We start from the raw sequence: 24765 nt of genomic DNA, 5'->3' as shown, positions 1-24765 counted from the left end.
TCGGGTAAGTTCCGACCTGCACGAATGGCGTAACGACTTCCCCACTGTCTCCAGTATAGACTCAGTGAAATTGAATTCCCCGTGAAGATGCGGGGTTCCTGCGGTCAGACGGAAAGACCCCATGCACCTTTACTATAGCTTTACGCTGGCATTTGTGTCGGCATGTGCAGGATAGGTGGTAGGCTTTGAAGCAGGGACGCTAGTTTCTGTGGAGCCGCAAGATGAGATACCACCCTTATCGTCATAGATGTCTAACCGCGGCATAACAGTGTCCGGGACAGCGTATGGTGGGTAGTTTGACTGGGGCGGTCGCCTCCCAAAGAGTAACGGAGGCGCGCGATGGTAGGCTCAGAACGGTCGGAAATCGTTCCTTGAGTGCAATGGCATAAGCCTGCCTGACTGCGAGACTGACAAGTCGAGCAGAGACGAAAGTCGGTCATAGTGATCCGGTGGTCCCGCGTGGAAGGGCCATCGCTCAACGAATAAAAGGTACGCTGGGGATAACAGGCTGATAATGCCCAAGAGTCCATATCGACGGCATTGTTTGGCACCTCGATGTCGGCTCATCACATCCTGGGGCTGGAGCAGGTCCCAAGGGTATGGCTGTTCGCCATTTAAAGTGGTACGTGAGCTGGGTTTAGAACGTCGTGAGACAGTTCGGTCCCTATCTGCCGTGGGTGTAGGAATATTGAGAAGAGCTGACCCTAGTACGAGAGGACCGGGTTGGACGAACCTCTGGTGGACCTGTTGTGGCGCCAGCCGCATTGCAGGGTAGCTAAGTTCGGACGGGATAACTGCTGAAAGCATCTAAGCAGGAAGCCTCCTTCAAAACTAGTATTCCCTTGAGAGCCGTGGAAGACCACCACGTCGATAGGCCGGGTGTGGAAGCGCAGCAATGTGTGAAGCTTACCGGTACTAATAGCTCGATTGGCTTGATCGTTCTCATTAATCTATGTCCGCATAGATTGTGAAATGTTCGATCGGTACAAATAATACACCAGACCAAGGCTCCTTGCATGGGAGAGCACTTGGTCCATATACAGAACAACAAAACCAGAATTCACATCATACGTTTTTCGCTGACCTTGTGGTTTTTGCGAGGAGCCCAAGACCCGATCCCATCCCGAACTCGACCGTCAAATTCCTCTGCGCCAATGGTACTAAGTCTCAAGGCTTGGGAGAGTAGGTCGCTGCAAGGTCTGCCAAAAACGTATGGTTCTCAATTACAATGTCGAAAAGAAATAACAAAAACCCCAGTCAGAAATGACTGGGGTTTTTGCGTTTGGAACGCGGAAGGGGGAGGGGCAATGCCCCAGTGGGTTCGGCCCAGCTGCCGGCGGCCCTCAACCAGCATCAAGGCTTCGACACCCCCAACCCTTCAGGGGGGAGGGGGCACATCGTGGCGCCATCTCGCGGCGCCATCTCAGGATGGGCCCCGGCGCAGGCCGGGGTGACACCCAGCGTGGGGAAGGCTCCGTGCCCTTTAGCGATCGGCCACGGCTTTCAGAAATGCCAGCATCGCGCTGTTGAAATCGTCCGGGCGTTGCAGGGGGGCGAAATGGGTGACGTCGGGTAGCGTCACCAGGTCGGCGCCGGGGATGGTGGCGGCGAGGTAGGCGGCGTGTTCGGGGCGGATGAATTCGTCGCCAGCGCTGTGCAGAATGGTGACGGGGACGGCGATCCGGCACAGCTGTGCTGCGGTGTAATTGGGTTGGCTGCGTTGCATGGCGCCGACGGCCTCGACGAAATCCTCGAAGGCGTCTGGCGTCGAGGAGAGCGCCGCATAGTCCTGGCGGTGCCGGGAGAAGCAGTTATCGACCACCGGAGTGGGGACAAAGGGCAAGGCGCCGCTGGCGTCCATGTTGCAGCCGAAAAACAGCACGCCGTCGACGCGCTCGGGATGGGCCGCGGCCAGCACCAAGGCGATGCAAGCGCCATCGCTCCAGCCGACCAAAGCGGCGTGGGGGATGGACAGGCTATCCATGATGGCGATCACGTCGCCGGCCATCAATTCATAGCTGTAGGGGCGGGCGTCGCGAGTGCTGCGGCCGTGGCCGCGGCTGTCGATGACGATGACGCGATAGCCGGCAGCGACGAGGGCCGGGGCCTGATGCGCCCAATTGCCGGAATGGCCCAAGCCGCCATGCAGCAGGATGACCGCCGGGCCGTGGCCGATGCCGGCGTACCAGATCTGCGCGCCATCATGGGCCAGATGTCCGCTCTGGTCGGGCGTGGGGAGCGGCGGGGTGCCGTCGCGTTCGAAGAGGGTCAGGCTGTCGTCGGTGAATGGGGTGGGGATGTCGTGCTGACTCATTATGTGCTCCAGTGTCGATGGAAACCAAATCGCTGTCGCCTCAGCGTCTCCACAATCAACGGGCAGTTACGCCTGCCAGCCGCTTGGGCCCAGTCCCTGTGACGTTACCGGATTTTTTGATGCGCGCGCTTTTTCTCTTGTTCCTGCTGCTGTTTTCGCCTGCCGCCCTGGCTCAGACCGTGCCGGCGGCCGATCCGGGGATCGAGGAGCTGGTGCGAATTCTCGAGAATGATGCCAGCCGCGCGGCGTTGCTGGAACGGTTGAAGCAGAGTGGCGTCGAGGGCGGGCTGGCGGCTGAGGCGCCGCCGGACCTCAATATTGTGCGGCAGCTGGCCGAATATACCAAGGCGGCGGCCGAGGGCACCTCGGCGACATTGCGCTCGCTGGGCGCGGTGTTCATCGATTTGCAGCAGGGGCTGAGCGGGACGCTGGATGCCGATCTCGAGGCGTTCCGCAATGTGGCCATTGGGGTGCTGCTGGTGGCGGCCGGGTTGTTTGGCGGCTTTCTGGCGCTGCGGCTGGTGATGATCTGGGCGCAGCGCATCATTGCCGCACGGGTCGAGGGCCATGGCTGGGTGTCGCGGCTATTGGGGCTGCTGGCGGCCACGCTGGTGGATTTTAGCGCGGTGTTGCTAGCCTGGGCGATTGGCTATGCCGTGGCCGTGGCGCTGGTCGGCGGCGGGGCCGGGCGGATGGGGATCAATCAATCGCTGCTGCTCAATGCGTTCCTGCTGGTGGAGCTGAGCAAGGTGGGGGCGCGGGCGCTGCTGTCGCCGCGGTTCAAGAGCCTGCGGCTGTTCCCGATCAGTGATGACAATGCGGCCTATTGGTCGTTCTGGCTGGCGCGGATTCTGTCGCTGGTCGGCTATACCTTCCTGTTCGTTACGCCGCTGCTGGCGGCCAATCTTTCGCTGGGGGCGGCGTCGGCGGTGCAGGTGCTGGTGATGGCGACGGCGGTGACCATCGGCATTGTCGTGGTGCTGCAGAATAAGGACGATGTGCGGAACTGGTTGACCGGCATTGCGGCCAGGCGCGGCAATGACGGCACCGGGCAGCTGCTGATCCTGCTCGGGCAATATTGGCACATGGTGGCGATCGTCTATCTGGTGACGCTGCTGGTAGTGTGGTTCACCAATCCGGAACAGGCGCTGCCATTTATGTTGGGCGCCACCATGCAGTCGATCATCGCCATTCTGGTGGGCGTGGTGATTGTCGGCTTCATTGCGCGCTTTGTCAGCGCCGGGCTGCGACTGCCCGAGGATATTCAGAAGCGGCTGCCGCTGCTGGAAGCGCGGTTGCATGCCTTCGTGCCCGGGGTGATGCGGGCGGTGAGCTGGATCGTGATTGCCGGGGTGCTGCTGGCGATCGCGCAGGCCTGGGCGCTGTTCGATTTCGTCGGCTGGATCGGCAGCGATGCCGGCCAACATGTCGCCGGTTCGGTGATCTCGGCGGCATTGGTGGTGCTGGTCTGTATCGTGCTGCATGTGGTGGTGGCGTCCTGGGTGGAATACCGGCTCAATACCAGCATCGGCAAAACCCCCACGGCGCGCGAGAAAACCCTGCTCGGCCTGTTCAAGAACGCCTTCACCATCGCTTTGGTGGTGTTTGGCGCCATGCTGACGCTGGCCCAGATCGGGGTCAATATCGCGCCGCTGCTGGCCGGTGCCGGTGTCATCGGCCTGGCCATCGGTTTTGGTGCGCAAAAGCTGGTGCAGGACATCATCACCGGCATCTTCATCCAGTTCGAGAATGTGATGAATGAGGGGGATGTGGTGACCGTGGTGGACAAGACCGGCACGGTGGAAAAGCTGACCATCCGTTCGGTGACCATTCGCGACCTTGCCGGCACGGTGCATCTGATCCCGTTTTCCTCGGTCGATCAGGTGAGCAATATGGCGCGCGGCTTCTCGTTCCATGTCGCCGAAATCCGCGCCTCCTATGATAGCGATATCGGCCAGATCAAGCTGGCAATGCAGGAGGCGTTCGATCGGCTGATGGCTACCGAATATGTCGACGACATCCTCGATGATTTTGACATGCATGGGGTGACCGGGTTCACGGAATCGGCGGTGACGGTGCGGGCGCGGATCAAGACGCGGCCGGGCAAGCACTGGGCGGCCGGACGGGCCTATAGCGAGTTGGTCAAGCAGGTGTTCGATGAGCGGGGCCTCAAAGTGCCCTATCCGCAAATCACCTATGTGGCCCAGCCGGGCCGGAGCGGGGAGGCATTGTTGCCGCCGCCAGTGGCGCAAGCGGGGGGCTGAGGCGGGCTAACAGCGCTAAGCTGTGGGGTTGAACCCATTGTGATCGCGCCCCCGCTTTGCCTTAAGGCGATCTTAATTTGGTGGGTTAAAATTGTGCTACGCGCCAGTTGCGGCACAGCCGGCGCAATCGTGTCCATTTGTTTCGCGTATCACGAGGCCCCCTATGTTTGTTTCGACCGGCAAGACCGCCGCTTTGTTCCGTGGCCTGGCCACGCTGGCTATGGCCGCGTCGCTCAGCCTGGTTGCGGCCGCGCCGGCTGTGGCCAATAGCGCCAGTTTCGTGCGCAGCCTGTGGCCGCAGGCCGAGGCGCGCGGCGTCAGCCGGGCGGCGTTCGAGGCGGCGTTTGCCGGTTATAATTATCTGCCCAAGGTCATGGAGCTGACCAAGAAGCAGCCCGAATTTTCCCAGACAGTGCAGCAATATATCGACCGGCGGGTGACCAATGCGCAGGCGCAGAAGGGCCGGGCGATGCGCGCCGAATGGGCGCAGACGCTGGCCGGCAGCCAGCAGCGCTGGGGCGTGCAGCCCGAATTCGTGCTGGCGATCTGGGGCATGGAAACCAATTTCGGCGGCTTCATGGGCGGCGAGAACACCATCCATGCGCTGGCGACGCTGACCGAGGGCGGCTATCGCGCCGACTTCTTCCGCGAGGAATTGCTGACGGCGTTGCGCATCCTGTCGGATGGACATGTAAATGCCCGTAACATGACCGGCTCCTGGGCCGGGGCGATGGGCCATACCCAGTTCATGCCATCGAGCTTCATGCGCTATGCCGTCGATTACAATGGCGATGGCCGGAAGGATATCTGGAACTCGGTGCAGGACGCGCTGGGTTCCACGGCCAATTATCTGCACAGCTTCAAATGGCGTCCGGGCGAGACCTGGGGCTATGAGGTCAAGCTCCCCAGCGGCTTCGATTTTGCCCGCGCCCGGCAGCTGGAGCGAGCACCGCTCAGCCAGTGGCAGGCGATGGGCATCCAGCGCGTCTCCGGCAAGGCGTTTCCGCGCCCCAATGATACCGGGCGGCTCTATATGCCGGCCGGCGCCAGCGGGCCGGTGTTCCTGCTGCTGCCCAATTTCGATGTGATCAAGCGCTACAATAATTCGGACAGCTATGCGCTGGCCGTGGGCCATCTGGCCGACCGGATCATCGGTGGCGGCGATTTTGCGACGTCCTGGCCGAGCGGCGACCATGCGCTGACCAAGGCGCAGCGCGCCGAGGTGCAGACCCTGTTGGGCCGGGCCGGGTTTGATGCGGGCTCGCCCGATGGGGTGGTTGGTCCCAAGACCCGCGCGGCGGTCGTGGCCTATCAGGCGCGGCGGGGCCTGGCGGCCGATGGTCACATTTCCGGGAGGCTGCTCGATGCGCTCAAACGTTAACCACTGGTTAACACTTTGAGCGCAATTTTATCGCGCTTAAGTAGAGGGCAGGCAGTCTCCAATGGTTGAGGCGCCTGCCCTCGCCCATTCCGGCCATCCCGCACCATGCCACAATATCCCCGGCTTTGCTGGTTAGGCACATCCTCCTCCTTGTGAAGACATGCTCATGTTCAGTCTGAATTCGCCGCTGCGGCGGGCTCTTGTCGTGCTTTTGCTGCTGGTGCTGGTCGGGTCAGTGCCGGCCTGGGCGCTGTCGGTGATGGACCCGTTCAATATCGGCTCTGCCATGGATGGCGGCACGGTCAAGGCGGGCGATGGCATCGCCTATGCCGATGGTTCGCGACACAAGCTCGACGTCTATGCGCCCGAGGCGCGCGGCGCGCCGGCGCCGGTGGTGTTCTTCATCTATGGCGGCGGCTGGAACCGGGGCGAGCGCAGCGACTATCAGTTTGTCGGGCGGGCACTGGCAGCGCGCGGCTTTGTCACGGTGATTGCCGATTACCGGCTGGTCCCCGAGGTCAAATATCCCGAATTCCTCGAAGACAGCGCCAATGCGCTGCGCTGGGTGCAGGACAATATCGCCAATTATGGCGGCGACACCAATCGGCTGTTTCTGGCTGGCCACTCGGCCGGGGCCTATAACGCCACCATGCTGGCGCTCGACCCGTCCTTCCTGCGCGAATATGGCGTGACCATGCCGATCCTGGGCGTCGCGGCGTTGTCAGGGCCGTTTGATTTCTACCCGTTTGAATATGGCGAAGTGCAGAACGCCTTTGGCGCCGCGCCCAACCCGCAAGGCACCCAGCCGATCAATCTGGTGACCAACGCCACCCCGCCAATGTATCTGGCGACCGGCACCACCGACCCTATCGTGCGGATGCAGAACACCGAGCGCTTTGCCCAGAAACTCAAGGATAGCGGCGTCTGGGTAACCACCCGTTATTATGAAGGCTTCGGCCATATGGAGCCGGTGATCGCCATGGGCGCGCTGTGGCGCTGGCGCGCGCCGGTGCTCGACGACATGGTGGCGTTTTTCCAGATGTTCGGGGCCTTCCCGAGCGGCGTGCCCTATGTGGCGATGGCCCCCGAGGCGCCTGAGGAACTGCCGGACTCCATCGCGCCGATGGAGCAGATCGTCGACCAGCTCAATGCCATGTTCCAGCCGATCGAAAACTGATGGATGCGTTGATCTTCAGGTGATGGCGGCCTGCGAACGCTGATTTTCTGCGCTTCGGGTGCTCACGTACTGATGTACGCTGCGCTCCGGTTCTCGAAAAACAGCTTTCTCGACTCGGCCTGACCAGAAGCTCAACACATCCATGTCCATGCCAGACCACCTTCGATTCTCGGGCGCTTCGGCGCAGAGCCAGCGTGAGGCGCTGGAGGCCATTATCCGTCAGTCGCCGGTGCTGATGGGCATTTTGCGCGGCATGCAGGAACTGGCGCTGCCCGATATGCTGCTGGGCTCCGGGGCGATCTATAATAGCGTCTGGAATGCACTGACCGGGCGGCCGCCGCTCACCGGCATCAAGGATGCCGATGTGGTGTATTTCGACGATAGCGACCTGTCCTATGAGGCCGAGGATGCGGCGATCCAGCGGGCGGCGCGGCAGTTTGCCGAGGCGCCGATTCCGGTCGAGCTGCGCAATCAGGCGCGGGTGCATCTGTGGTTTCCGCAAAAATTCGGCTCGCCGTATCCGCAGCTGAAGTCCAGCGCGGAGATGCTGGGTTATTTCGCCTCGCGGACCCATGCGGTTGCGGTGCGGCTGGAGGCTGATGACAGTTTGAGCCTGTTCGCGCCGTTCGGGCTGGACGATATTTTCGCGTTTCGGATTACCCCCAATCCGACGCTGGACAATGCGGTGACGCATGCAAGCAAGGCGGCGCGGGCCGTGGCGGTGTGGTCGGAGCTGACGGTGGTGAAGTGGCCGGTGTAGGGCTTGCCAAGTGGTAGGTCGATCTCGAGCTATCCTCCCCTCGATGTCATCCCGGCCTTGAGCCGGGACCCATCTTGAGATCTCAGGATGGGTCCCGGGTCGAGCCCGGGGTGACACGGTGGGTGGGGGAGGATGGCAGATGACTTCAACGGAGGGGCAACCGCCCCCCCTAAGCCGGATTGAACTCCACCGAGTCCGCCGAGCGGCGGACGGGGCCGTGGAACACGCCTTCGATATTGTTGCCGTCGGGGTCGAGCACGAAGGCGGCGTAGTAGCCGGGGTGGTAGTGGCGTTCGCCCGGTCTGCCATTGTCCCTGCCGCCGGCGGCGAGGGCGGCTTTGTGGAAGGCGTCGACCATGGCGCGGTCGCGGGCCTGGAAGGCGAGGTGAATATGGGTGGGGATGGTGCGGGCGTCGGCGGCGTCGACGAAGAGTTCATCGGCCTGGAACCAGCCTTCGCCTGATTGATCGATCCGCCGCCCCAGCGCCGCCAGTACGTTTTCGTAGAAATAGCGGGTGGCCCGCAGGTTTTTGGCGCGCAGATGCACATGGTCGAGCAGGCGGCCGGTGTGCCAGGTCATTGCGGCGTCTCCGTCTGGCGGGCAAAATAAAGCCGCCCGAAACAGGTTCCGGGCGGCTGCATCTCAGTCTGGTCTATTCGGCTTCGTCAGCCGAGGCCGAGTTGAGCTGGCCGTATTTTTCGACGCCGATCTTGTCGAGTAGTTCGAGCTGGGTTTCGAGGAAGTCGATATGGCCTTCCTCGTCGGTCAGCAGCGCCTCGAACAGATTCTTGGAGACATAATCGCCCAGCTGCTCGCACAGCTCGCGGCTGGCCTTATAGGCAGCGCGGGCGTCGTATTCGCCGGCCAGATCGGCCTCGAGCACTTCCTTGATGGTCTGGCCGATTCGCAGTGGCGCGACGCGCTGCAGATTGGGATGGCCTTCGAGGAAGATGATGCGCTCGATCAGGCGATCGGCATGGTGCATTTCTTCAATGGATTCAGCGCGTTCCTTAGCGGCCAGCTTCTTGAAGCCCCAATCGTCGAGCAGACGAAAATGGACCCAATACTGGTTGACGGCACCCAGTTCGAGAAAGAGGGCTTCGTTAAGCCGCTCGATGACTTGCGCTTCGCCTTTCACGACGTACTCCACTTCGTTGCTGCTTGAGCTTCTCCAGCCCAACCGGAAGCGTGAGGACTTCGCCGGTTTGTTGGGCTTGCTGCGAGTGGTAGTTTTCCGTGACGCGGACAATAATGTCCACCACATTCGGCACGCAACCGCTGCATTTGGCGCGACGATTGAGTTCGCCATAGACCTTGGCCGGCACCACCAACTGCCACGGATCCGCCTTGAGCAGATCCAGGACGATGTCCTCGATCTCCTTGCTGGTGATCATATTGCACTGACAAACGAGCATGGTGATATGGCGTCGGGTCGGGTGGAACTTGCGGGCGCATAAAGCGTCCGGATTAGGTGAATGTCAATGTCATATATGTCGCAAGGCTAACGGGAACTAGTCCCGGTCGCGGTGTTCTTCGGCGCGATTGGCGGCCTCCACGGCGGCGGAGGCGATGCCGCGATGCTGCGAGGCGAAGAATTCGCGCTGCGCCAGGATCAGCGTGGTGGCGAGACACGCCACGATGGGCAGCCATTCGGAGACGAACCAGGTGACGGTGGCGACGGAGAAATAATAGGCGCGAATGCCGCTGTTGAAATTGCGGGCGCCCAGCGCATTCATCGCGGTGATGGCGTCGATCTCGGCCTCGGTGGCGCCGCGCGCCGGATCAAGCGCGCCGAGCAGGATGCAGTAGTGATTGAACTGGCGCAGCGACAGGGTGAAGGCAAAGAAGGCCAGCACGAACATCGCCAGCATCACCAGCAGATGCAGCTGCACATCGAGCATGGTGTAGGTGCGCTCCAGCGACAGCGTATCGAGCGCGCTCAGCAGCGCCGGCAATTGCCCGAACACGGCGACGATGGCCAGGATCAGCAGCACGGCGGTGGAGGCAAGAAAGCTCACCGAGCTCATGATATTGCCCGAGAGGATGGCGTCGAACGGGGAATCGCGCACCGAGGCATTGATCATCCAGCGGCGGCGCTGAATGTTCATGATGCCCGAGAGCGAGGGGCGGACACGCTCGATCTGCGGCACCACGATATTGTAGGCAAAATAGAAGATCAGCGGGAACAGGGTGGAGATCAGCGTCATCGACAAGGGCGGCCCCGCAATGGTGTTTATGCCCCTGTTATAGCGCGCGGCTGGCAAAAGGCGACGGTTTCCCGTCGCCTTTGCTTCGGGTTTAGAGAGGGCGGGGATAGCGGCGGTGGATGGCTTCGATCTCGCCCAGCAGTGCGGGCGACAAGGTCACGTCCCGGGCGCCGATGGCATTGGCCAGTTGCGCCGTGCTGGTGGCGCCGATGATCACCGAGGTCATGAAGGGGCGGGTCAGGGCAAAGGCGATGGCCATCTGCGCCGGATCGAGCCCATGGCGGGCCGCCAGCTCGACATAGGCCCGCGTCGCGGTGTCGGAATGTTCGTTCAGCCGCCACATGCCTTTTTGATAATCGCCGCGGCTGCCCTTGGGCATCTGGCCGTTGAGATATTTACCGGTCAGCAGGCCGGCGGCCAGTGGCGAATAAGCCAGCAGCCCGACATCCTCGTGGTGGCTGAGTTCGGCCAGGTCGAGATCGAAATGGCGGCGTAGCAGGCTATATTCGTTCTGCACCGACACCAGGCGCGGCAGGCCCCTGGCCTCGGCAATGCGCAGCCATTGCGAAATGCCCCAGGTGGTCTCGTTGGAGACGCCGGCATGGCGCAATTTGCCTTCCTTGACCAGCGCGCCCAAGGTTTCGAGCATGTCCTCGATATTGTCGAGCGTGTTGGTCCGGTCCTGGGTATGGGGCTGGTAGCTCCAGGAGCCTTCGAAATTATAGCTGCCGCGCTGGGCCCAGTGGATCTGGTAGAGGTCGATATAGTCGGTCTGCAGCCGGCGCAGGCTGGCCTCGAAGGCTTCGCGCAGCGTCTTGCCGCTGGTGCGCGTACCATTGCGGATGAAATCGACCGCGCCGCCGGCTACTTTGGAGGCCAGAATCCACTGGTCGCGCTTGCCGGTCTGCTTGAACCAGCTGCCGATATATTCCTCGGTACGGCCGGAGGTTTCCGGGCTGCGCGGCACGGCGTAGATTTCGGCGGTGTCCATGAAATTGAGGCCGGCCTCGAGCGCCATATCGATCTGGGCGTGGCCTTCGGCTTCAGTGTTCTGGCTGCCCCAGGTCATGGTGCCCAGGCAAATTTCGGTGACCAGCAGGTCGGTGCGGCCAAGCGGCTTCAATTTCATAAGGATGTCTCGACGGCATGTATGGAAGAGCCGTCACTCTAGCCGATGTCGCTGAAAATGACAGGATTGCTGCCCAAAAATTTGCATTGTCAAAAAAGCGTCACCTAATCCGCTTTAGGGGTTGAGCTATCCGTCCCCACCCCCTATATAGCCCTCACGACGCGGCCACGGCCCGCCGTGATGACGGACCCCACCGGAACTGTTATCGACTATTTGACGCGGGATGGAGCAGCCCGGTAGCTCGTCAGGCTCATAACCTGAAGGTCGTAGGTTCAAATCCTACTCCCGCAACCAAAAAAGCCCAGTAAACTCAACGAGTTTGCTGGGCTTTTCCTTTTCCGGTATCCCCTCAGCACGCCACCACATTGACTGCCAAGCCGGCGAGGCTGGTTTCCTTGTAGCGGTGGCTCATATCCATGCCGGTCTGGCGCATGGTCTCGATGCAGGCGTCGAGCGGCACGGCGTGAGTGCCGTCGCCCTTGAGGGCCAGGGAGGCGGCGGTGACGGCTTTGACGGCGCCAAAGGCGTTGCGTTCGATGCAGGGGATCTGCACCAGCCCGCCGACCGGATCGCAGGTCATGCCCAGATGGTGTTCGAGCGCGATTTCAGCGGCGTTTTCCACCTGGGTCGGGGTGCCGCCCATGATGGCGCAGAGCCCGGCGGCGGCCATGGCGGAGGCCGAGCCGACTTCGCCCTGGCAGCCGACTTCGGCGCCGGAGATGGAGGCATTATGCTTGATGATGCCGCCAATGGCGGCGGCGGTGAGCAGATAGTCGCGCACGGCTTGCGGGCCGGCGGCGGCGTTGAATTTGAGGAAGTAGCGCATCACCGCCGGAATGACGCCGGCGGCGCCATTGGTCGGCGCGGTGACGACGCGGCCGCCACCGGCATTCTCCTCATTGACCGCCATGGCGTAGAGGCTGAGCCAGTCATTGGCCATCAGCGGCGTTATCTCATTGCTTTGCCACTGCGCCTCGAGCTGCTGGAAAATGCCATGGGCGCGGCGCTTGACGTTAAGCCCGCCCGGCATGATGCCCTGCTGGGCGATGCCGCGATCCATGCAGCTTTTCATCACGCCCCAGATTTCGTCGATGCCCCGATCGAGCGCCAACCGGCTGCGTGTCGCCTCTTCATTGGCGCGCTTCATCCCGGCGATGGACAGGCCCGAGGCGGCGGCCATGGCCAGCATGTCCTTGGCGTGGGCGAAGGGATAGGGCACATCGGCCTGTTCGGGCGAGGCGTGCTTGAGCGCCTCCAGCTCTTCGGCGCTGACCACGAAGCCGCCGCCAATGGAATAATAGGCGCGGCGCAGCAGCAATTGGCCGTCACTGTCATAGGCGGCGAATTGCAACCCGTTGGGGTGGCCGGGCAGGGTGTTGCGCTTGTCGAATACCAGGTCGACCGCCGGGCGGAAGCGATAGGCCGGGTGGCCAGGGGGCTGGACGATGCCGCTGGCTTCGACGGCAGCGATTTTGGCGTCCATCGTATCGGGGTCGATGGTCTTGGGGTCTTCGCCACACAGGCCGAGCAGCACGGCGCGGCCGCTGCCATGGCCGATGCCGGTAAAGGCCAGTGAGCCATGCAGGCTGGCCGTGAGCGCCGCCGGATGGGCATTGGCGGCACGGGGCCAGTCGCCGGATTTGAGTTCATCGAGGAAACGCCTGGCGGCGGTCATCGGCCCCATGGTGTGGGAGCTCGATGGCCCGATGCCGATCTTGAACACGTCGAAAATCGATAGGAACATGGCGCCATAGTGCATGAAAGCGCGCGGTCAGCAATCCACCGGCGGGGGCGATTGTTATCGAAACGGCAACAGTGTGGGACGGCGGGCAACGGTTGTGCCGACCGGGCAGGTGGCCGATATGTTGGCCAGTATCAGTTCAGGAGAGTGGTCATGGCCGACTATCACTATCGCGAGGGGCAGGGCGCCGACGCGACTGCGCCGCTGTTTTTCGTGTTTCACGGCACCGGCGGCGATGAGAACCAGTTTTTCGATCTGGCCGGCCAATTATTGCCCGGTGCGCGGGTGGTGGCGCCGCGCGGCGATGTCAGCGAAGGCGGGGCGTTGCGCTATTTTCGGCGCACGGGCGATGGCGTTTATGACATGGATGATCTGGCTTTGCGCACGGCGCAGATGATCGCTTTTGTCGAGGCACGCAAGGCCGAGGGGACGGCCAAGCAGGTGATCGGATTGGGCTATTCCAACGGCGCCAATATTCTGGCGGCGGTGCAGTTCGCGGCGCCGGAGCTGTTCGACGCCACGATATTGATGCATCCGCTGATCCCGTTTGCGCCGCCGATGGTGGATTTTGCCGGGAAGCGGGTGCTGCTTACCGCCGGCCAGCGCGACCCGATGGCGCCGGCGGCGTTGACGCAGGCGTTGCACGATTATTTCGCCGGCCAGGGGGCGCAGGCGTCGCTGTTCTGGCATGAAGGTGGACATGAGCTGCGCCAGGAAGAACTGCGTGCGACCCAGCAATTCCTCGCCGCTAAAGACTGAGTGTTCTCAACTCCTTACAGCAGTTCATGCTCCTGCATGGCCTTCTGTTCGTCCGGGGTGACATAGGCGAAAATCTTCGGCGTGCCGTCGGCGATGGTGATGCAGTAGAAATTGGTGAAGGTGACGTGGCCGCTTTTGCCGGCCTTGTTGGTGTAGGCAAAATCCCAGTCGACATCGGCGACGGCGTGCAGCCGATCGAGTTCGATCACCCGCAAGCCCTTGATGGTCATGTGACGGCCACCGACCGCGCGATAGTGGGCAAAACCCTGCGGAATGCGGGCGCGGAAATTGTGATCATTGGCCCCGCCGATCACGCCATTGGGGCTGGATTCGACAAAAAACGCGGCAAAAGCTCGGGTTACGCCCTCCAGATCTTCCAAAGGCGGATCGCGCAGGGCATTTTCGGTGTGCTTGCCATAGGCGTCGAACAGCACGCGAATTTTGGTTTCGAGCGGGGTCATCATGGTCTCCTCTGCTGCTGGCAACTCAACGTGGCAGCCGGCCTGCGAGTTCAACCAAGGCGACATAATCACATTGTGTTGGCCTCCGGTTGACCCGGCGGCACTCGCCTGCCAGCGTCGTGACAGGTCAAATCGAGGAAGAAGCCATGATCCTGTCTCGTGCTTTGCTGCCAGCATGCTTGTTGTTTTCTTGCGCTTTGCCGGCAACAGCCGCCAGTTTTGACTGCGCCAAGGCCGGAACGCCGTTCGAACACGCGATTTGCGACGTGCCGGCGCTGTCGGCGGCCGATGAGGTGCTGGCCAAAAGCTTCGCCACGGCGACGGGCGGGCTGACCAAACCGGCATTGGAGACGATGCGCGCCGAGCAGCGTGACTGGCTCGATTATGCGCAGCGCGTCTGCACCGACGATGCCGAGAAACTGACCAGTGGCCGCTATGATGAGCAGGGCGGTGAACGTCTCGTCACCAAGTTCCAGGCGCGCAGCAAGGCGCTGGAGCAGAGCCGGATGCTGGGCGGCCATCGCTTCCTGATCAAATCAGTCTATGGGGCTTTGCCCGACCCGGATGCGGCGGACGACTCCGAGTCCTTTTTCAAGGTGGCGAGCCATGAACTGGCGCTGGCCCAGCTCGATGGCGATGAGGCGCTGGCCGAGGCCTTTAACGCCTATGTGGTGGAAGAGAGCACGAGCCTGTCGGCCGCCATGGGCATAGAGGGCGCGGTGAGCACCGAGCTGGACGCCTTCGCCGATACCAGCGTCTCCGTCGTGCCCAAGGAGGTGGCCGGCACCAGCCGCATCACGCTGGAGGCCAATACCTATTGGTATGGGCACGGCGCGGCGCATGGCAATTGGGGCATCACCCAGCTGAACTACAATATTGACGCGCAGCGCGGCGTGCTGGCCTCCGATATTTTTACCGGGGCGCATTGGGACAAGGTGCTGACCGACCTGGCCTGGAAGCGGCTGCAGAGCGAGCATGGCGAATGGCTGCAGGTCGAGAGCCCGGCCGACATCGCCGGGGCCGTCATCGATCCGACGCGGTGGGACCTGTCGGATGACCACGGGCTGATCATCCAGTTCCAGCCCTATGAGGTCGCCGCCTATGCCTATGGGGCGCCGACCATCACCGTGCCGTGGAGCGAACTCGACGCCATCAAGGCCGAGGGTCAGGACCGGCTGCGCTACGGCTGGTGATCAGGCGCGCAGATCGGCCCATTCGGGGTGGCGACGGAACTGCGCCACCACATAGGAGCAGATCGGGGTGATCTTGAAACCCTGCTGGCGCGCATCGGCAATGGCCTGATTGACCAGTTTGGCGGCGAGGCCCCGGCCCTCATAGGCCGGTGGCACGCCGGTATGGTCGATGGTGATATTGCCGTTTGCGGCCTTGCGGAAGGTCATCTCCGCCTCGGCGCCGGGGGCAAGGTGGATGACGTAGCGGCCGCTGGTGGGCGTATCCTCGCGGGTCACGGTCAGTTCGGTGGTCTCGGTCATGGATAGTCTTTCGTTGGCATCGCCAGCAATGTGGGCGCAGCTTCGCGCCGCCGCAAGGTGCCGTCAGGCACGGATCAGGTCGACCAGTTCGGGGAACAGGCCGCGTTCGGCGAGGAAGGGATGGATTGCCAGCGCGGCGATCATGTCGCGCAGCGCCAACTCGTCCTTGCCCTGGTTTTTATAGATCACCGCGCGGCCCGCCAGCGCTCCGAAATGGCGCGGCTCCAGTTCCAGCACCTTGTCGATATCGGCCAGCGATTGCTCGAAATTGCGCAGCAGATAGTGGATGGTGGCGCGCTGGTTCCAGCCCTCGGCATAGTCGGGATAATCGGCCACCAGCCTGTCGAGCAAGGCCAGCACGGTGGGGAAATCGGCCCGCAGGCGCAATGCCAGAATGTCCCGCATGCGCATGGCCAGCGCCGGATTGGCCGGGGTGGTCCAGTGCAGCCAGATCTGGTCGGCGACGGCGCGGGCCTTGGCCTCGTCGGGGGCCGAACGGAGCTGGGCAAACAGCGTGTCGAGCGCCGCGCTGTCCTCCTCGCTCTGGGCCATAACGGGCGGCATCAGGGCAAAAGCGGCGAGCGGCCCCGCTAGGGCAATGATGAACCGGAAATGGGCGAGCCAGCGGTACATGATGGCGGCAGAGTGAGCCTTTTTGGCCCGCCCTGCAAGACGGCATTCGCGCTCAGTGCGGCACGTTCTGCGCGCCCCAGCGGGCCTGGATCGAGCGGCCAAAGCTGCCCAGCCACGGGGCAAAGAACAGCAGGATGCGGCGGTGGTAATGCACGCCCAAAAACAGCGCCGTCAGGATCAGCGTGCCAACCACGATTACCAGCTCGAGCGACAGGCCGATGGATTTGAGCCAGGCGGTCAGCAGCATGCCGGGCAGGATATGGGCGGCGGCCCAGACAAAGGCCGAGCTGACATTGATGATGGTGAAGTGGCTGTATTTCATGCCCATGATGCCGGCGACGCCGGGGATCACGGCTTTGACGCCGGGAATGAAGCGACCGATGAACACCGCCTTGCCGCCATGGCGGGCAAAGAATTGCTCGCCGCGGGCGATCAGCGGCTTGTGGTTCTTGAACGGCCACACCTCCTTGATCGAATCCTTGAGGAAATGGCCGATGGTGTAGGACAGCGCGTCGCCGATAATGGCGCCGATCACCGCGGCGAAATACACCTCCCAGAAAGGCAGGCGCCCTTCGGCGATAATGCCGCCGGCCATCAGCAGCACCGGGGTCGAGGGCACGAACAGGCCGAGGATGAACACCGCCTCGCCAATGGCGACCAGGAAGATGAACCAGAAGGTCAGCCAGAAATTGCCCGAAATCGTGTTGAGAAAACTTTCGAGATAGGCCGAGATGGTGTGGAAGATGTCGAACATGGTGGGTTCCGTGGCGCTGAAGAGCGGTGTGCAACGCCCACCGGACGTTGACTTATGGCTGGGCAGACGGTGAGGCTCAAGTCATATCGCGTTGAGGCATTATCAATTACGCAGGGACACATAGTGAGCCAGCTTCTCCATCATATGATCGCCAGCGGCCCCAGGCCGGTTGCCCCCTTCTCCCACGCCGTCGAGGCGGATGGCTGGGTGTTCATCACCGGGCAGATGCCGACCGATCCGGAGGCACCCGACGCGCCCTTGCCGGCGGGTGTCGAGGCGCAGACACGGCGGGTGGTCGAGAACCTCAAAATCGTGCTGGGCGGGATCGGGCTGGGGCTGGAGCACGTCACCATGGCGCGGATTTACCTCACCGAATTCGAGCGCGACTACGCGGCGATGAACGCGCTGTGGCCGAGCTTTTTCGAGGTGGGGAAATTGCCGGCGCGGACGACCGTGGGGGTGACGGCGCTGGCGGTGGGGGCGCTGGTGGAGATTGATCTGGTGGCGCGGCGGCCCGCTTAGCGCGGGGCTGCTGATCTTCCTTGCCTTCTCCCCTTGAGGGAGAAATTTCGTCACTCACCTAAGCGATATCAATGGGTTACGTTGCTGAATAACGTCATAGCACTGCACCAAGTTATGCACAAGTGAGGCACGCTTTGGCGTTGGGAACGCCAAGCGAGCCATCAAAGTTGAGGCCGGCGGCAACCGTCGATTTGAGATGTACTGCTGCGACCCCCGCGCGCCTGGATTATCTGCCAAGTAGGAATGGGATCAACGGCCAAATCCTGGAATCGGACCTCACCTATGTGCTGCGGCTGCGTCCTTTCGGGATATGGGACAGGGGGCGGGTTGACGCCGGGCTGCGTTACCTACCAATTGTTGGTACCTGCCAGGAAGCTCCAATGCGCGGCAATGTCGCTATACTGACAATGGGTATCGAAACAAGCCAGATGATGGCCAATCGGCTGATCTCAATAACGTCAGGTTTGATCACCTCGCTGAGCGCCTCTTCGAAGAGCTTTGAAGCTTGATACGGACCGGCTGCTTCATTCGGCAACCCAACGTTAGCGGACATTGATAGCGAGTTGCCGCATGGCAGTTACCGACCCCATGCCGGTCATTCGCTGCTCTAAGTGCTAGTTCCTAAAGGCGGCCGTTCGCCTTCGCAGGCAATACCGGCCTTGCGCCCTATCGGTCGTTAGCTCACTGCCGCGTATGAATTCTTGTGCACCGGCGAATGGCCAGATCGCTTGGCAAACGATCCGCCCCATCGCATAAACATAACTGAGATTTAGTCTGCGATCTTGATCACAACCTAGCCGAATGGCCCTCTCGCCAGATGCTCGTAAGCTTGCACTGCTTGTTCAAACGGATAAAAGACACCAATCACGGCGGCATCACCAGCCCGCTGGCGGGGAAACTCTATCTTCCGCGGTCCAGCGTTCGCTCGCGGATCACCAGTCTGCTCAAGGTGGCTCCCGGCGTACCAATAGTTGATCAACAATTCTTAAGGCGTGGCCAATTTGCGGTTTCGCGGTACGCCGTCCGACTGCCATTCAGTTGAATTTCCGCATTTACTAGGCATCGTAATGGGTTATCATCAACGCATGCGAACATTTTCGGTTTTTAGTGGGTTGGTTTTTTTGCTGGCGAGCATGAGCGCTGCGGCGGCACAGAGCCAGATCGAATGCTATCCGATCACGCGGGGACAGCCGCTTAGCGCCGCTGTCGTCGTTGACCTCGCTGACACGTCTGTCGGCGACGCCAAGGCGTTTTTGGCCGGGGAGGTGAACGACTGTGTAAAATGCGACCTTGCCGGTGCCCAATTGCAGCGTCGCAATCTGGCCGGTGCCGATCTGCGAGGAGCGGATTTGTCCAAGGCCAGTCTGTTCGGCGCTAATTTGAGCAATGCGCTGCTAGACCAAGCTGCGCTCAGTGCCGCCAATCTGGGACGAGCCAAACTGGCGGCTGCCTCCCTTGTCGGGGCAGACCTGTCGGGATCGATATTGGTTCACGCTGATTTGACTGGCGCCAATCTCGCTAATGCCAATGTCAGCAACGCTCGGTTGCAGGATGCGCGCATGATGGGTGGGCGGATCGACCAGGCCAATTTTGCGGGCGCTGTTGCAGTGGGCGCCAATTTTTCAGCCACCTATGCCGTCAAGACCGACTTCCGCCTTGCGAACCTGTCTGCAACCAAGTTCAACGGCGCTATCTTGCGATCGGCCAATCTGGAACATGTCGGCATGTCCCATGCTGATCTCACCTCCGCCGACCTGTCGCAGATCACGGGCTTCAATTTGGACCTCGCTGGAGCGCAATTGCGCGACGCTGCGCTGGTGAATGCCGATATCCGCAATGCCCGGCTATATGGTGCCGAATTGGCCTGTGCCGTTTTCACCAACGCCAATGTTGGCGGCGCCAAGCTGGACTGAGCCCTGCCCGCTATTGCCCTGGTGACTGCACGAACTCGAACCGGCTATTGCTGACGAAATACGTGCCTTGGACTTTACCAAATTCGTCGACAAAGGCTTGCCCGGCCTTGTGAAAATAGTCCTGCGCCAAGAAAAACTGGACCCCCGCCGCGGTTCCGCTACAGCTGCGCTTTACAAAAAAGCTCGACGCTATGGTTTCGCGGGGACGCAGCGGGGTATCGCTGCAGTCCCATTCGACACTGTGATAATGCGCTTGCAGCACCGCTGCGAGGCGCCAATGATCGTTGCGCTCGCCGGCGGGCACGCCGCGCGCATCCGATAGGATACGCACCCCCACCAGAGTGCCAGCAGAATCGAACAGCGCCGATAGCATCGCCCGGATGCCATAGACTCGCGTCCCCGCGACCCGCGCCAGCGGCCAGCGCTGCCACGCTAGCCGCAATTCGTCGCTCTCATCGTCATAGCGAAAATAGACCTCGTGCAGCCCCTGCTCGTCCGCAGCGCATTTCTCAAACTCGGAGAAACCGGTCAGTGGCGTTGTTGGGGGGCCGCCATTGCCACCACAAGCAAAGTCAATAAAGCCAATGGGTTGCTGCGACGCTGATGCGCCCAATTCGAGATCCCATACGCTGTCGGCGGCGTGAGCGACGGTCGGCGCGCTCAAGCCCGCGCCAAGCGCGATGAATGCGAAGAGACGGAAGAGCGCGCGCGTCATTGCTCTTTAAGCCCCATCACGACCAAGACCAACAGCCCCTCGGACATATCCAGGTCAGGGGAGCGATAGGCAAGGTATGGACCGAGTGCGTTCCCACCGACCACAACTGCTAGATATTGGCGGCCTTCGAGCTCAAATGTCATTGGGTTCACCGAGGATAGCGCTGCCAGATGGGTGCTCGACATCGGCTCAAGGGTTTGCTCATCCAAAACATGCAGCATGCCGTCGGCCGTGCCCACAAAAAGCAGGCCATTGCCCGCCACCAAGACCCCTCCCACCAGCGGGGCAGGAAACACCCGCTGCGCCACAATCTCGGCGGTGGCGAGATCGGCGGCAGTGAGCACCCCCAACGACGCGTCATGCTCGGCATAGTAGGCGCCTAGCCAATTGACATCCGTTTTTGGCGCCATGATATGACCGATGCCCGTCACGCAGGCATTCGCGTTAGAGCCATAGGCAAGCCCCGCCGAACTGCTGATCGCGGAGGCGAAACTGAGGACACTCCAACCGTTCTCGCACGTATCGGTGGGTGCCGTGATCTGCAGGTCTTCGTGCTGCCCCATCGAGAACCGGATCTGCGACGCGTCCAGATCATAGCTGCTTGCGGCGGCCAGTGTGGCCCCGGAGGCCGCATCGAATATCGTGAAGCGACCGTCACCTGAGAATTGGACCAGTCGGGCCGGCAGGTCAGTGGTGGCCGGAACCAGATGCAGCGGACCGCTCTCCGGCCTCGCCAGCGCTGAAGGGGCTTCACGCTGCGTCCAGCGCAGGGCGCCGGTCTCGCGTTCAAGCGCGAGGATGCCGTTGCCAGCCCAGGCCTGGCGTTCGATCTCGGGAACAGCAATCGGCGGGAAGGCGAAAGTCCAGATGACCTGCCCCCGTTCGGCGTCGTACAGACCCGGCTGGCGGACCACCGCGCTCAGGCCCGACAGCTCACCCGGATCCGCTTTCCAGGCCAGTTCGCCGGTTACCTTGTCATAGGCGACGATATAAAGGGGACCGACCCGGTCGTCACCCGACCCGGCGACAATGACCAGGTTTTCGGCAATAAGCGGCGGCGCGACGATATCGGCCCCGGTCTTGGGGTCTACCGTCTGAACGCTGCGAACGAGGCTGCCGGTATTGGTGTCAATCCAATGGAGTTGGCCGTCCGATCCGGCCGCGAACAGCGTATTGCCGTCCAGTACCATGCCGCGGGAGGCTTGCAGCCAGGCATCAATATTGCGCCGGCCTAGATCATTGTACCAGATCCGTTCGCCCTTGCGGGTCAGATCGAGCTTGGCAATGCCCCCCCACCCGTCAATAGTGTAGAGGGAAGTGCCGCTCTGGATATAGCTATGGCTCGATACATTTTGGTAATGCCCCGCCCCTTCCACGGCTCCACCCAGCACCACGGTGAATATTGGCGCCAACTGGGAAATGTTGGATGGGGTAAACTGGCTGACAGCCGGCGGTTGTTGTGCCCAGGCCGCCGGAAAATGCAGCAGCAACGCGGTCGAAACGAGGAGCAATCCTCTGATGTGGTGACGAATGTTCAACAACAGTCTCAAAAGTGTGCCCCAGGGAGAGAATCCCTGGGGCGATAGTAGTCTATTCGGCGACCTCGAACACCCAGATCACGCCGCCGGTTGGCACCCGGTCACTCGAAACAAACTTGTCCGGGTAACTGGCTGACAGGCGGGTCTGCATGCCGGCAGCATCCACACCCCAGCCGGCCTGGACCGAGATGTACTGCTTGCCATTAGCCTCGAAGCTGGCGGGCACACCGGTCACACCGGAGTTGACCTTCTGCTCCCAGACGACTTCACCCGTCTTCGAGTTGAACGCCCGGAACATGCTGTCATTGGTGCCACCACCAAAGACCAGGCCACCGGCGGTCGAGAGCAAGGGACCCCAATTCTGCGACTGGAAGTTATGCGACCAGACTTCCTTGCCGGTCTTCAGATCCCAAGCCTGCACTTCGCCGACGTGGTCAGCGCCTTCGACCATGTACAGCTCGGACTTGTCGCCCTGGGTGCCGCGGGTAAAGCTGGCGCCGGGCCGGTATTCGACGACCGTACCGCCGGCCATGACGGTGCAGAGGTTCTCGTTGGCCGGAATGAAGACATATTCCAGCTCTGGATCATAAGCGATCGGGGGCCAGTCCTTGCCGCCCCAGAACGACGGGCAGAAGTCACCCTCGATGCCAGTGCCGGGCTTGGTGCCTTCAGCATATTCGATGCGGCCGGTCTCGGGATCCATGCTCTTGATCCAGTTTTCCGCGACATAAGGCGTGCCGCTGATAAACTTGATCGGTCCCTCTTCGGTACGCTCCAGCTGCCACAGTACGCCGTTACGGGCGGCATGCACCAGGCCAGGAACCTTCTCGCCTGCCTTATTGGGCAGATCGACGAGAATGGGTGCAGCCACTTCGTCCCAGTCGAACGAGTCGTTCTGATGATACTGGAAATGGCCAACGATGGAGCCGTCATCGGGCTTCAGCGCGACCACCGAGGTCACATAAAGGTTGTCACCCGGGCGCTGGTCACCCATCCATGGGCCACCGTTACCCGTGCCCCAGTAAATGGTCTTGGTCTCGGGATCGTACTGACCGGTAACCCAGCTCGATGCTCCGCCGGTTTTCCAGGCGTCTTCATGCTCGTCCCCCGGCTGCGGCCAGGTTTCGGAACCCGGCTGGCCGGGCTCTGGGACCAGGAAGGTCCGCCAGGCTTCTGCACCGGTTTCGGCATCGAAGGCTGCGATGTAACCACGGATACCGCGTTCGCCGCCCGAGGTGCCTACAACAATCTTGTCCTCCACAACCAGTGGGGCAAGGTTGGCGTAATAGCCAAGCCGGTAGTCCTGCACGGTGGTGTTCCAGACCTCGGTGCCAGTCTTGGCATCGATGGCGACCAGCACGGAGTCACGCGACATCCAGTAGACCTTGTCGCCCAGCACGGCAACGCCGCGGTTGGTTGGGTGCGACCCTAGCATGTCCTGCGGCAGGTCGCGCTTGTAGCGCCACAGGATATCGCCCGTAGCGGCGTCCAGCGCCAGAATCTGGTTGCCGGCCGTTGCAGCGAACATCACTCCGTTCACCACGATAGTGGGCGCTTCGTGACCTTCGTTGTAGCCGGTCGACACAGTCCAGGCCGGCTTGAGGCTTTTGACGTTATCCAGGTTGATCTGCTTCAGCGGGCTATAGCCCCAGCCGTTATAGGTGCGGCGATACATCGGCCAGTCGGCGTCGGCCGGATTGACCAGGTTGTCCAGCGTCACTGGTTTGTAGTCAGGAATGGCCACTGGCGCCGCTGGCGCTGCCGGGGCTTGTTGCGCATAGGCAGCCCCAGCCATCAGAGCCATGGCACTCACGGCTGCCAACCCAATATTTAACAGTTTCATTCGAGACCTCCTCAAAAAACAAACCCAATACAGACGAACTTACTCGGCATCCCCCCCGACACGGGAATCAAAGCCCGACGCTATTATCAAGCGCCCTTCAGCGTCGGACGCCAAAGAGATAGAGGGCAATTTTCGGGTCGCCGGACCATTCACCAGCGCTCCACCCTCTTTCAGGTTGAATTTCGAGAAATGGCACGGGCATTCGGCGACCGCCGTTGCAGGGTCGAAATCGGTAACCTCGCAGGCCGCATGCGGACAAATGATGGTGTTCGCCAGAACCCCGTCGGCCGAGGTGGCGCGAACGGCTTCGTTCAGATCGGCAGGATCATAGGCTGTGAGGAGCATCACATTGTAGAACACGCCATCGCGCGCCACGCCGGTCGCTGGGTCTGCTGGCCAAGCCTGCATCGGATACTGTGCGCCCATTTCCACATCGGCAACCTTGATCGGGGTGGCCTTGTCTTTTCCGGTCGCCCGAACCAGCAGATCGCCAACTTGCGGGCCCTGCATGGTCGCGTCATCGGCAAAAGCCCCCCCCACCGACAACCCGACTGCGGCGCCCGCAGCACCTAAAACCACGGCCCGACGGCCAATCAGCGGTCCTTTGCAACCGCAGCCAACATTATCCTTTTTACTCAATTAGATGCCTCCTGAAACCGCAAATACCAACAGCATAGCTATCGGGCCGAACGCCGCAACAAAAAACAGACCGCCCCGCAGGGCGGCCGGTCGCCGGCAATGGACCGGACTGTGGCGCTGCACGAGGCGGGCCACACCATCGCGGCAAATGAACTGTGCCTGCTCATTGTAGAAATCTCCACCATTAGCGTCGCCGATGTGGGGGACAGGGTCAATACCAGGCCCGATGATGAGCTGTTGACCCGCGTCAAGAGGGAACGTCTGGGCATCATGATGCTGGGTGGCCGCGCCGAGCACCAGAAAAAGCGTTCTATCCAAATTCTAACCGATAGGCGCTGCCTATGGCAGGGATAGAGTGACAACGCTGGCAGTTGCCCTAACCTCCTGGCGTAGCGGCAAACTTGCCGCCTCAATGAGGAGAGTAGTATGGCCTGGAATAAGCCCAAGATCGATGAAGTACCGGTCAGCATGGAAATCAACATGTACGCTTGCGCACCGCGCAAGTAGTGACAGCAACCTGC

Annotated in this window: 26 protein-coding genes, 1 tRNA gene and 2 rRNA genes (1 of these 29 only partly in view); 14 read left to right on the top strand and 15 right to left on the bottom strand. The window is 61.6% G+C overall.

What is annotated here, in order from left to right:
* Together ACX3OW_RS00240 and rrf are read left to right on the top strand one after the other, a co-directional pair.
* Positions 1 to 940: ribosomal RNA gene (locus ACX3OW_RS00240) — 23S ribosomal RNA — on the top strand; it begins 1783 nt to the left of the window's first position.
* Between the two features lie 143 nt (positions 941 to 1083).
* Positions 1084 to 1199, top strand: a 5S ribosomal RNA gene (gene rrf / locus ACX3OW_RS00235).
* 284 nt (positions 1200 to 1483) lie between these two features.
* Here the strand turns inward: rrf and ACX3OW_RS00230 are convergent.
* Positions 1484 to 2314, bottom strand: coding sequence for an alpha/beta fold hydrolase (locus ACX3OW_RS00230; RefSeq protein WP_459093734.1), 831 nt, complete (start codon positions 2312 to 2314; stop codon positions 1484 to 1486).
* A gap of 119 nt (positions 2315 to 2433) precedes the next feature.
* Between ACX3OW_RS00230 and ACX3OW_RS00225 the strand changes: the two genes are divergently transcribed.
* From ACX3OW_RS00225 to ACX3OW_RS00210, 4 genes are all read left to right on the top strand, one after another.
* Positions 2434 to 4578, top strand: a complete 2145-nt coding sequence (locus tag ACX3OW_RS00225; protein ID WP_459093733.1) for a mechanosensitive ion channel domain-containing protein — start codon at positions 2434 to 2436, stop codon at positions 4576 to 4578.
* 163 nt (positions 4579 to 4741) lie between these two features.
* Positions 4742 to 5959: a lytic murein transglycosylase gene (locus ACX3OW_RS00220; RefSeq protein WP_459093732.1), complete on the top strand. Its 1218-nt coding sequence runs from the start codon at positions 4742 to 4744 to the stop codon at positions 5957 to 5959.
* A gap of 166 nt (positions 5960 to 6125) precedes the next feature.
* A complete protein-coding gene (locus ACX3OW_RS00215) occupies positions 6126 to 7136 on the top strand; it encodes an alpha/beta hydrolase (RefSeq protein ID WP_459093731.1) in 1011 nt (336 codons plus the stop codon).
* A 142-nt stretch (positions 7137 to 7278) separates the two neighbouring features.
* Positions 7279 to 7896: a nucleotidyltransferase family protein gene (locus ACX3OW_RS00210; protein WP_459093730.1), complete on the top strand. Its 618-nt coding sequence runs from the start codon at positions 7279 to 7281 to the stop codon at positions 7894 to 7896.
* 169 nt (positions 7897 to 8065) lie between these two features.
* On the opposite strand, the gene ACX3OW_RS00205 is transcribed toward ACX3OW_RS00210, so the two are convergent.
* The 5 genes from ACX3OW_RS00205 to ACX3OW_RS00185 form a co-directional block, all read right to left on the bottom strand.
* A complete protein-coding gene (locus tag ACX3OW_RS00205; RefSeq protein WP_459093729.1) occupies positions 8066 to 8476 on the bottom strand; it encodes a VOC family protein in 411 nt (136 codons plus the stop codon).
* Positions 8477 to 8549: 73 nt separating this feature from the next.
* On the bottom strand, positions 8550 to 9035 hold the full coding sequence (gene bfr, locus ACX3OW_RS00200) for a bacterioferritin (protein WP_459093728.1): 486 nt from the start codon (positions 9033 to 9035) through the stop codon (positions 8550 to 8552).
* On the bottom strand, positions 9001 to 9312 hold the full coding sequence (locus ACX3OW_RS00195) for a (2Fe-2S)-binding protein (protein WP_459093727.1): 312 nt from the start codon (positions 9310 to 9312) through the stop codon (positions 9001 to 9003). Before ACX3OW_RS00195 ends, bfr begins: the two co-directional genes overlap by 35 nt.
* 96 nt (positions 9313 to 9408) lie before the next feature.
* On the bottom strand, positions 9409 to 10104 hold the full coding sequence (locus tag ACX3OW_RS00190; protein ID WP_459094775.1) for a DUF599 domain-containing protein: 696 nt from the start codon (positions 10102 to 10104) through the stop codon (positions 9409 to 9411).
* 91 nt (positions 10105 to 10195) lie between these two features.
* Positions 10196 to 11233: an aldo/keto reductase gene (locus ACX3OW_RS00185; RefSeq protein ID WP_459093726.1), complete on the bottom strand. Its 1038-nt coding sequence runs from the start codon at positions 11231 to 11233 to the stop codon at positions 10196 to 10198.
* A gap of 217 nt (positions 11234 to 11450) precedes the next feature.
* On the opposite strand from ACX3OW_RS00185, the gene ACX3OW_RS00180 reads away from it, so the two are divergent.
* Positions 11451 to 11527 (top strand) — tRNA-Met (locus ACX3OW_RS00180).
* A gap of 55 nt (positions 11528 to 11582) precedes the next feature.
* On the opposite strand, the gene ACX3OW_RS00175 is transcribed toward ACX3OW_RS00180, so the two are convergent.
* Entirely contained in the window at positions 11583 to 12977 is a 1395-nt protein-coding gene (locus tag ACX3OW_RS00175; RefSeq protein ID WP_459093725.1) for an L-serine ammonia-lyase, read from the bottom strand.
* A 150-nt stretch (positions 12978 to 13127) separates the two neighbouring features.
* Here ACX3OW_RS00175 and ACX3OW_RS00170 point away from each other — a divergent pair, with 150 nt between their 5' ends.
* A complete protein-coding gene (locus tag ACX3OW_RS00170; protein ID WP_459093724.1) occupies positions 13128 to 13733 on the top strand; it encodes an alpha/beta hydrolase in 606 nt (201 codons plus the stop codon).
* 14 nt (positions 13734 to 13747) lie between these two features.
* Here ACX3OW_RS00170 and ACX3OW_RS00165 read toward each other — a convergent pair whose 3' ends face one another.
* Positions 13748 to 14194, bottom strand: coding sequence for a hypothetical protein (locus tag ACX3OW_RS00165; protein ID WP_459093723.1), 447 nt, complete (start codon positions 14192 to 14194; stop codon positions 13748 to 13750).
* A gap of 146 nt (positions 14195 to 14340) precedes the next feature.
* Between ACX3OW_RS00165 and ACX3OW_RS00160 the strand changes: the two genes are divergently transcribed.
* Positions 14341 to 15387 (top strand): DUF3298 domain-containing protein, encoded by a 1047-nt coding sequence (locus ACX3OW_RS00160; RefSeq protein ID WP_459093722.1) that lies wholly within the window; start codon positions 14341 to 14343, stop codon positions 15385 to 15387.
* Here ACX3OW_RS00160 and ACX3OW_RS00155 read toward each other — a convergent pair whose 3' ends face one another.
* From ACX3OW_RS00155 to ACX3OW_RS00145, 3 genes are all read right to left on the bottom strand, one after another.
* A complete protein-coding gene (locus ACX3OW_RS00155) occupies positions 15388 to 15687 on the bottom strand; it encodes a GNAT family N-acetyltransferase (RefSeq protein WP_459093721.1) in 300 nt (99 codons plus the stop codon).
* A gap of 63 nt (positions 15688 to 15750) precedes the next feature.
* Complete coding sequence (locus ACX3OW_RS00150; RefSeq protein ID WP_459093720.1) at positions 15751 to 16320, bottom strand: tetratricopeptide repeat protein; 570 nt, start codon at positions 16318 to 16320, stop codon at positions 15751 to 15753.
* A gap of 52 nt (positions 16321 to 16372) precedes the next feature.
* On the bottom strand, positions 16373 to 17074 hold the full coding sequence (locus tag ACX3OW_RS00145) for a DedA family protein (RefSeq protein ID WP_459093719.1): 702 nt from the start codon (positions 17072 to 17074) through the stop codon (positions 16373 to 16375).
* Between the two features lie 144 nt (positions 17075 to 17218).
* On the opposite strand from ACX3OW_RS00145, the gene ACX3OW_RS00140 reads away from it, so the two are divergent.
* The 3 genes from ACX3OW_RS00140 (at position 17219) to ACX3OW_RS00130 (ending at position 19509) form a co-directional block, all read left to right on the top strand.
* On the top strand, positions 17219 to 17596 hold the full coding sequence (locus ACX3OW_RS00140; RefSeq protein WP_459094774.1) for a RidA family protein: 378 nt from the start codon (positions 17219 to 17221) through the stop codon (positions 17594 to 17596).
* A gap of 380 nt (positions 17597 to 17976) precedes the next feature.
* Complete coding sequence (locus ACX3OW_RS00135) at positions 17977 to 18105, top strand: hypothetical protein (RefSeq protein WP_459093718.1); 129 nt, start codon at positions 17977 to 17979, stop codon at positions 18103 to 18105.
* A gap of 624 nt (positions 18106 to 18729) precedes the next feature.
* Positions 18730 to 19509 carry a pentapeptide repeat-containing protein gene (locus ACX3OW_RS00130; RefSeq protein WP_459093717.1) on the top strand — a complete coding sequence of 260 codons (780 nt, stop codon included), beginning with the start codon at positions 18730 to 18732 and terminating at the stop codon, positions 19507 to 19509.
* Positions 19510 to 19519: 10 nt separating this feature from the next.
* Here ACX3OW_RS00130 and ACX3OW_RS00125 read toward each other — a convergent pair whose 3' ends face one another.
* Genes ACX3OW_RS00125 through ACX3OW_RS00110 form a run of 4 tightly spaced genes read right to left on the bottom strand, consistent with a single transcriptional unit; the run spans position 19520 to position 24244 of the window.
* The gene (locus tag ACX3OW_RS00125; protein ID WP_459093716.1) at positions 19520 to 20224 is read right to left on the bottom strand and encodes a hypothetical protein; all 705 of its coding nucleotides are present in this window, start codon (positions 20222 to 20224) and stop codon (positions 19520 to 19522) included.
* Positions 20221 to 21762, bottom strand: a complete 1542-nt coding sequence (locus ACX3OW_RS00120; protein ID WP_459093715.1) for an outer membrane protein assembly factor BamB family protein — start codon at positions 21760 to 21762, stop codon at positions 20221 to 20223. The genes ACX3OW_RS00125 and ACX3OW_RS00120 overlap by 4 nt, the downstream gene beginning before the upstream one ends.
* 52 nt (positions 21763 to 21814) lie before the next feature.
* Complete coding sequence (locus tag ACX3OW_RS00115; protein WP_459093714.1) at positions 21815 to 23605, bottom strand: PQQ-dependent dehydrogenase, methanol/ethanol family; 1791 nt, start codon at positions 23603 to 23605, stop codon at positions 21815 to 21817.
* A 39-nt stretch (positions 23606 to 23644) separates the two neighbouring features.
* Entirely contained in the window at positions 23645 to 24244 is a 600-nt protein-coding gene (locus ACX3OW_RS00110; RefSeq protein ID WP_459093713.1) for a Rieske 2Fe-2S domain-containing protein, read from the bottom strand.
* 111 nt (positions 24245 to 24355) lie between these two features.
* Between ACX3OW_RS00110 and ACX3OW_RS00105 the strand changes: the two genes are divergently transcribed.
* Both ACX3OW_RS00105 and pqqA read left to right on the top strand, forming a co-directional pair.
* Positions 24356 to 24598 (top strand): hypothetical protein, encoded by a 243-nt coding sequence (locus ACX3OW_RS00105; RefSeq protein ID WP_459093712.1) that lies wholly within the window; start codon positions 24356 to 24358, stop codon positions 24596 to 24598.
* 72 nt (positions 24599 to 24670) lie between these two features.
* Positions 24671 to 24751, top strand: a complete 81-nt coding sequence (gene pqqA / locus ACX3OW_RS00100) for a pyrroloquinoline quinone precursor peptide PqqA (protein ID WP_459094773.1) — start codon at positions 24671 to 24673, stop codon at positions 24749 to 24751.
* Positions 24752 to 24765 lie beyond the last annotated feature (14 nt).

This window comes from Devosia sp. A449, assembly GCF_054489375.1.
The sequence above is the reverse complement of the archived record's forward strand: the minus strand, read 5'-3'. Positions and strand labels throughout refer to the sequence as shown.

Bases quoted from the DNA above. Each gene is read 5' to 3' on its own strand.
- ACX3OW_RS00230 (WP_459093734.1), bottom strand. From the start codon at position 2,314: ATGAGTCAGCACGACATCCCCACCCCATTCACCGACGACAGCCTGACC.
- ACX3OW_RS00225 (WP_459093733.1), top strand. From the start codon at position 2,434: ATGCGCGCGCTTTTTCTCTTGTTCCTGCTGCTGTTTTCGCCTGCCGCC.
- ACX3OW_RS00220 (WP_459093732.1), top strand. From the start codon at position 4,742: ATGTTTGTTTCGACCGGCAAGACCGCCGCTTTGTTCCGTGGCCTGGCC.
- ACX3OW_RS00215 (WP_459093731.1), top strand. From the start codon at position 6,126: ATGTTCAGTCTGAATTCGCCGCTGCGGCGGGCTCTTGTCGTGCTTTTG.
- ACX3OW_RS00210 (WP_459093730.1), top strand. From the start codon at position 7,279: ATGTCCATGCCAGACCACCTTCGATTCTCGGGCGCTTCGGCGCAGAGC.
- ACX3OW_RS00205 (WP_459093729.1), bottom strand. From the start codon at position 8,476: ATGACCTGGCACACCGGCCGCCTGCTCGACCATGTGCATCTGCGCGCC.
- ACX3OW_RS00195 (WP_459093727.1), bottom strand. From the start codon at position 9,312: ATGCTCGTTTGTCAGTGCAATATGATCACCAGCAAGGAGATCGAGGAC.
- ACX3OW_RS00190 (WP_459094775.1), bottom strand. From the start codon at position 10,104: ATGACGCTGATCTCCACCCTGTTCCCGCTGATCTTCTATTTTGCCTAC.
- ACX3OW_RS00185 (WP_459093726.1), bottom strand. From the start codon at position 11,233: ATGAAATTGAAGCCGCTTGGCCGCACCGACCTGCTGGTCACCGAAATT.
- ACX3OW_RS00175 (WP_459093725.1), bottom strand. From the start codon at position 12,977: ATGTTCCTATCGATTTTCGACGTGTTCAAGATCGGCATCGGGCCATCG.
- ACX3OW_RS00170 (WP_459093724.1), top strand. From the start codon at position 13,128: ATGGCCGACTATCACTATCGCGAGGGGCAGGGCGCCGACGCGACTGCG.
- ACX3OW_RS00165 (WP_459093723.1), bottom strand. From the start codon at position 14,194: ATGACCCCGCTCGAAACCAAAATTCGCGTGCTGTTCGACGCCTATGGC.
- ACX3OW_RS00160 (WP_459093722.1), top strand. From the start codon at position 14,341: ATGATCCTGTCTCGTGCTTTGCTGCCAGCATGCTTGTTGTTTTCTTGC.
- ACX3OW_RS00155 (WP_459093721.1), bottom strand. From the start codon at position 15,687: ATGACCGAGACCACCGAACTGACCGTGACCCGCGAGGATACGCCCACC.
- ACX3OW_RS00150 (WP_459093720.1), bottom strand. From the start codon at position 16,320: ATGTACCGCTGGCTCGCCCATTTCCGGTTCATCATTGCCCTAGCGGGG.
- ACX3OW_RS00145 (WP_459093719.1), bottom strand. From the start codon at position 17,074: ATGTTCGACATCTTCCACACCATCTCGGCCTATCTCGAAAGTTTTCTC.
- ACX3OW_RS00140 (WP_459094774.1), top strand. From the start codon at position 17,219: ATGATCGCCAGCGGCCCCAGGCCGGTTGCCCCCTTCTCCCACGCCGTC.
- ACX3OW_RS00135 (WP_459093718.1), top strand. From the start codon at position 17,977: ATGCGCGGCAATGTCGCTATACTGACAATGGGTATCGAAACAAGCCAG.
- ACX3OW_RS00130 (WP_459093717.1), top strand. From the start codon at position 18,730: ATGAGCGCTGCGGCGGCACAGAGCCAGATCGAATGCTATCCGATCACG.
- ACX3OW_RS00125 (WP_459093716.1), bottom strand. From the start codon at position 20,224: ATGACGCGCGCGCTCTTCCGTCTCTTCGCATTCATCGCGCTTGGCGCG.
- ACX3OW_RS00115 (WP_459093714.1), bottom strand. From the start codon at position 23,605: ATGAAACTGTTAAATATTGGGTTGGCAGCCGTGAGTGCCATGGCTCTG.
- pqqA (WP_459094773.1), top strand. From the start codon at position 24,671: ATGGCCTGGAATAAGCCCAAGATCGATGAAGTACCGGTCAGCATGGAA.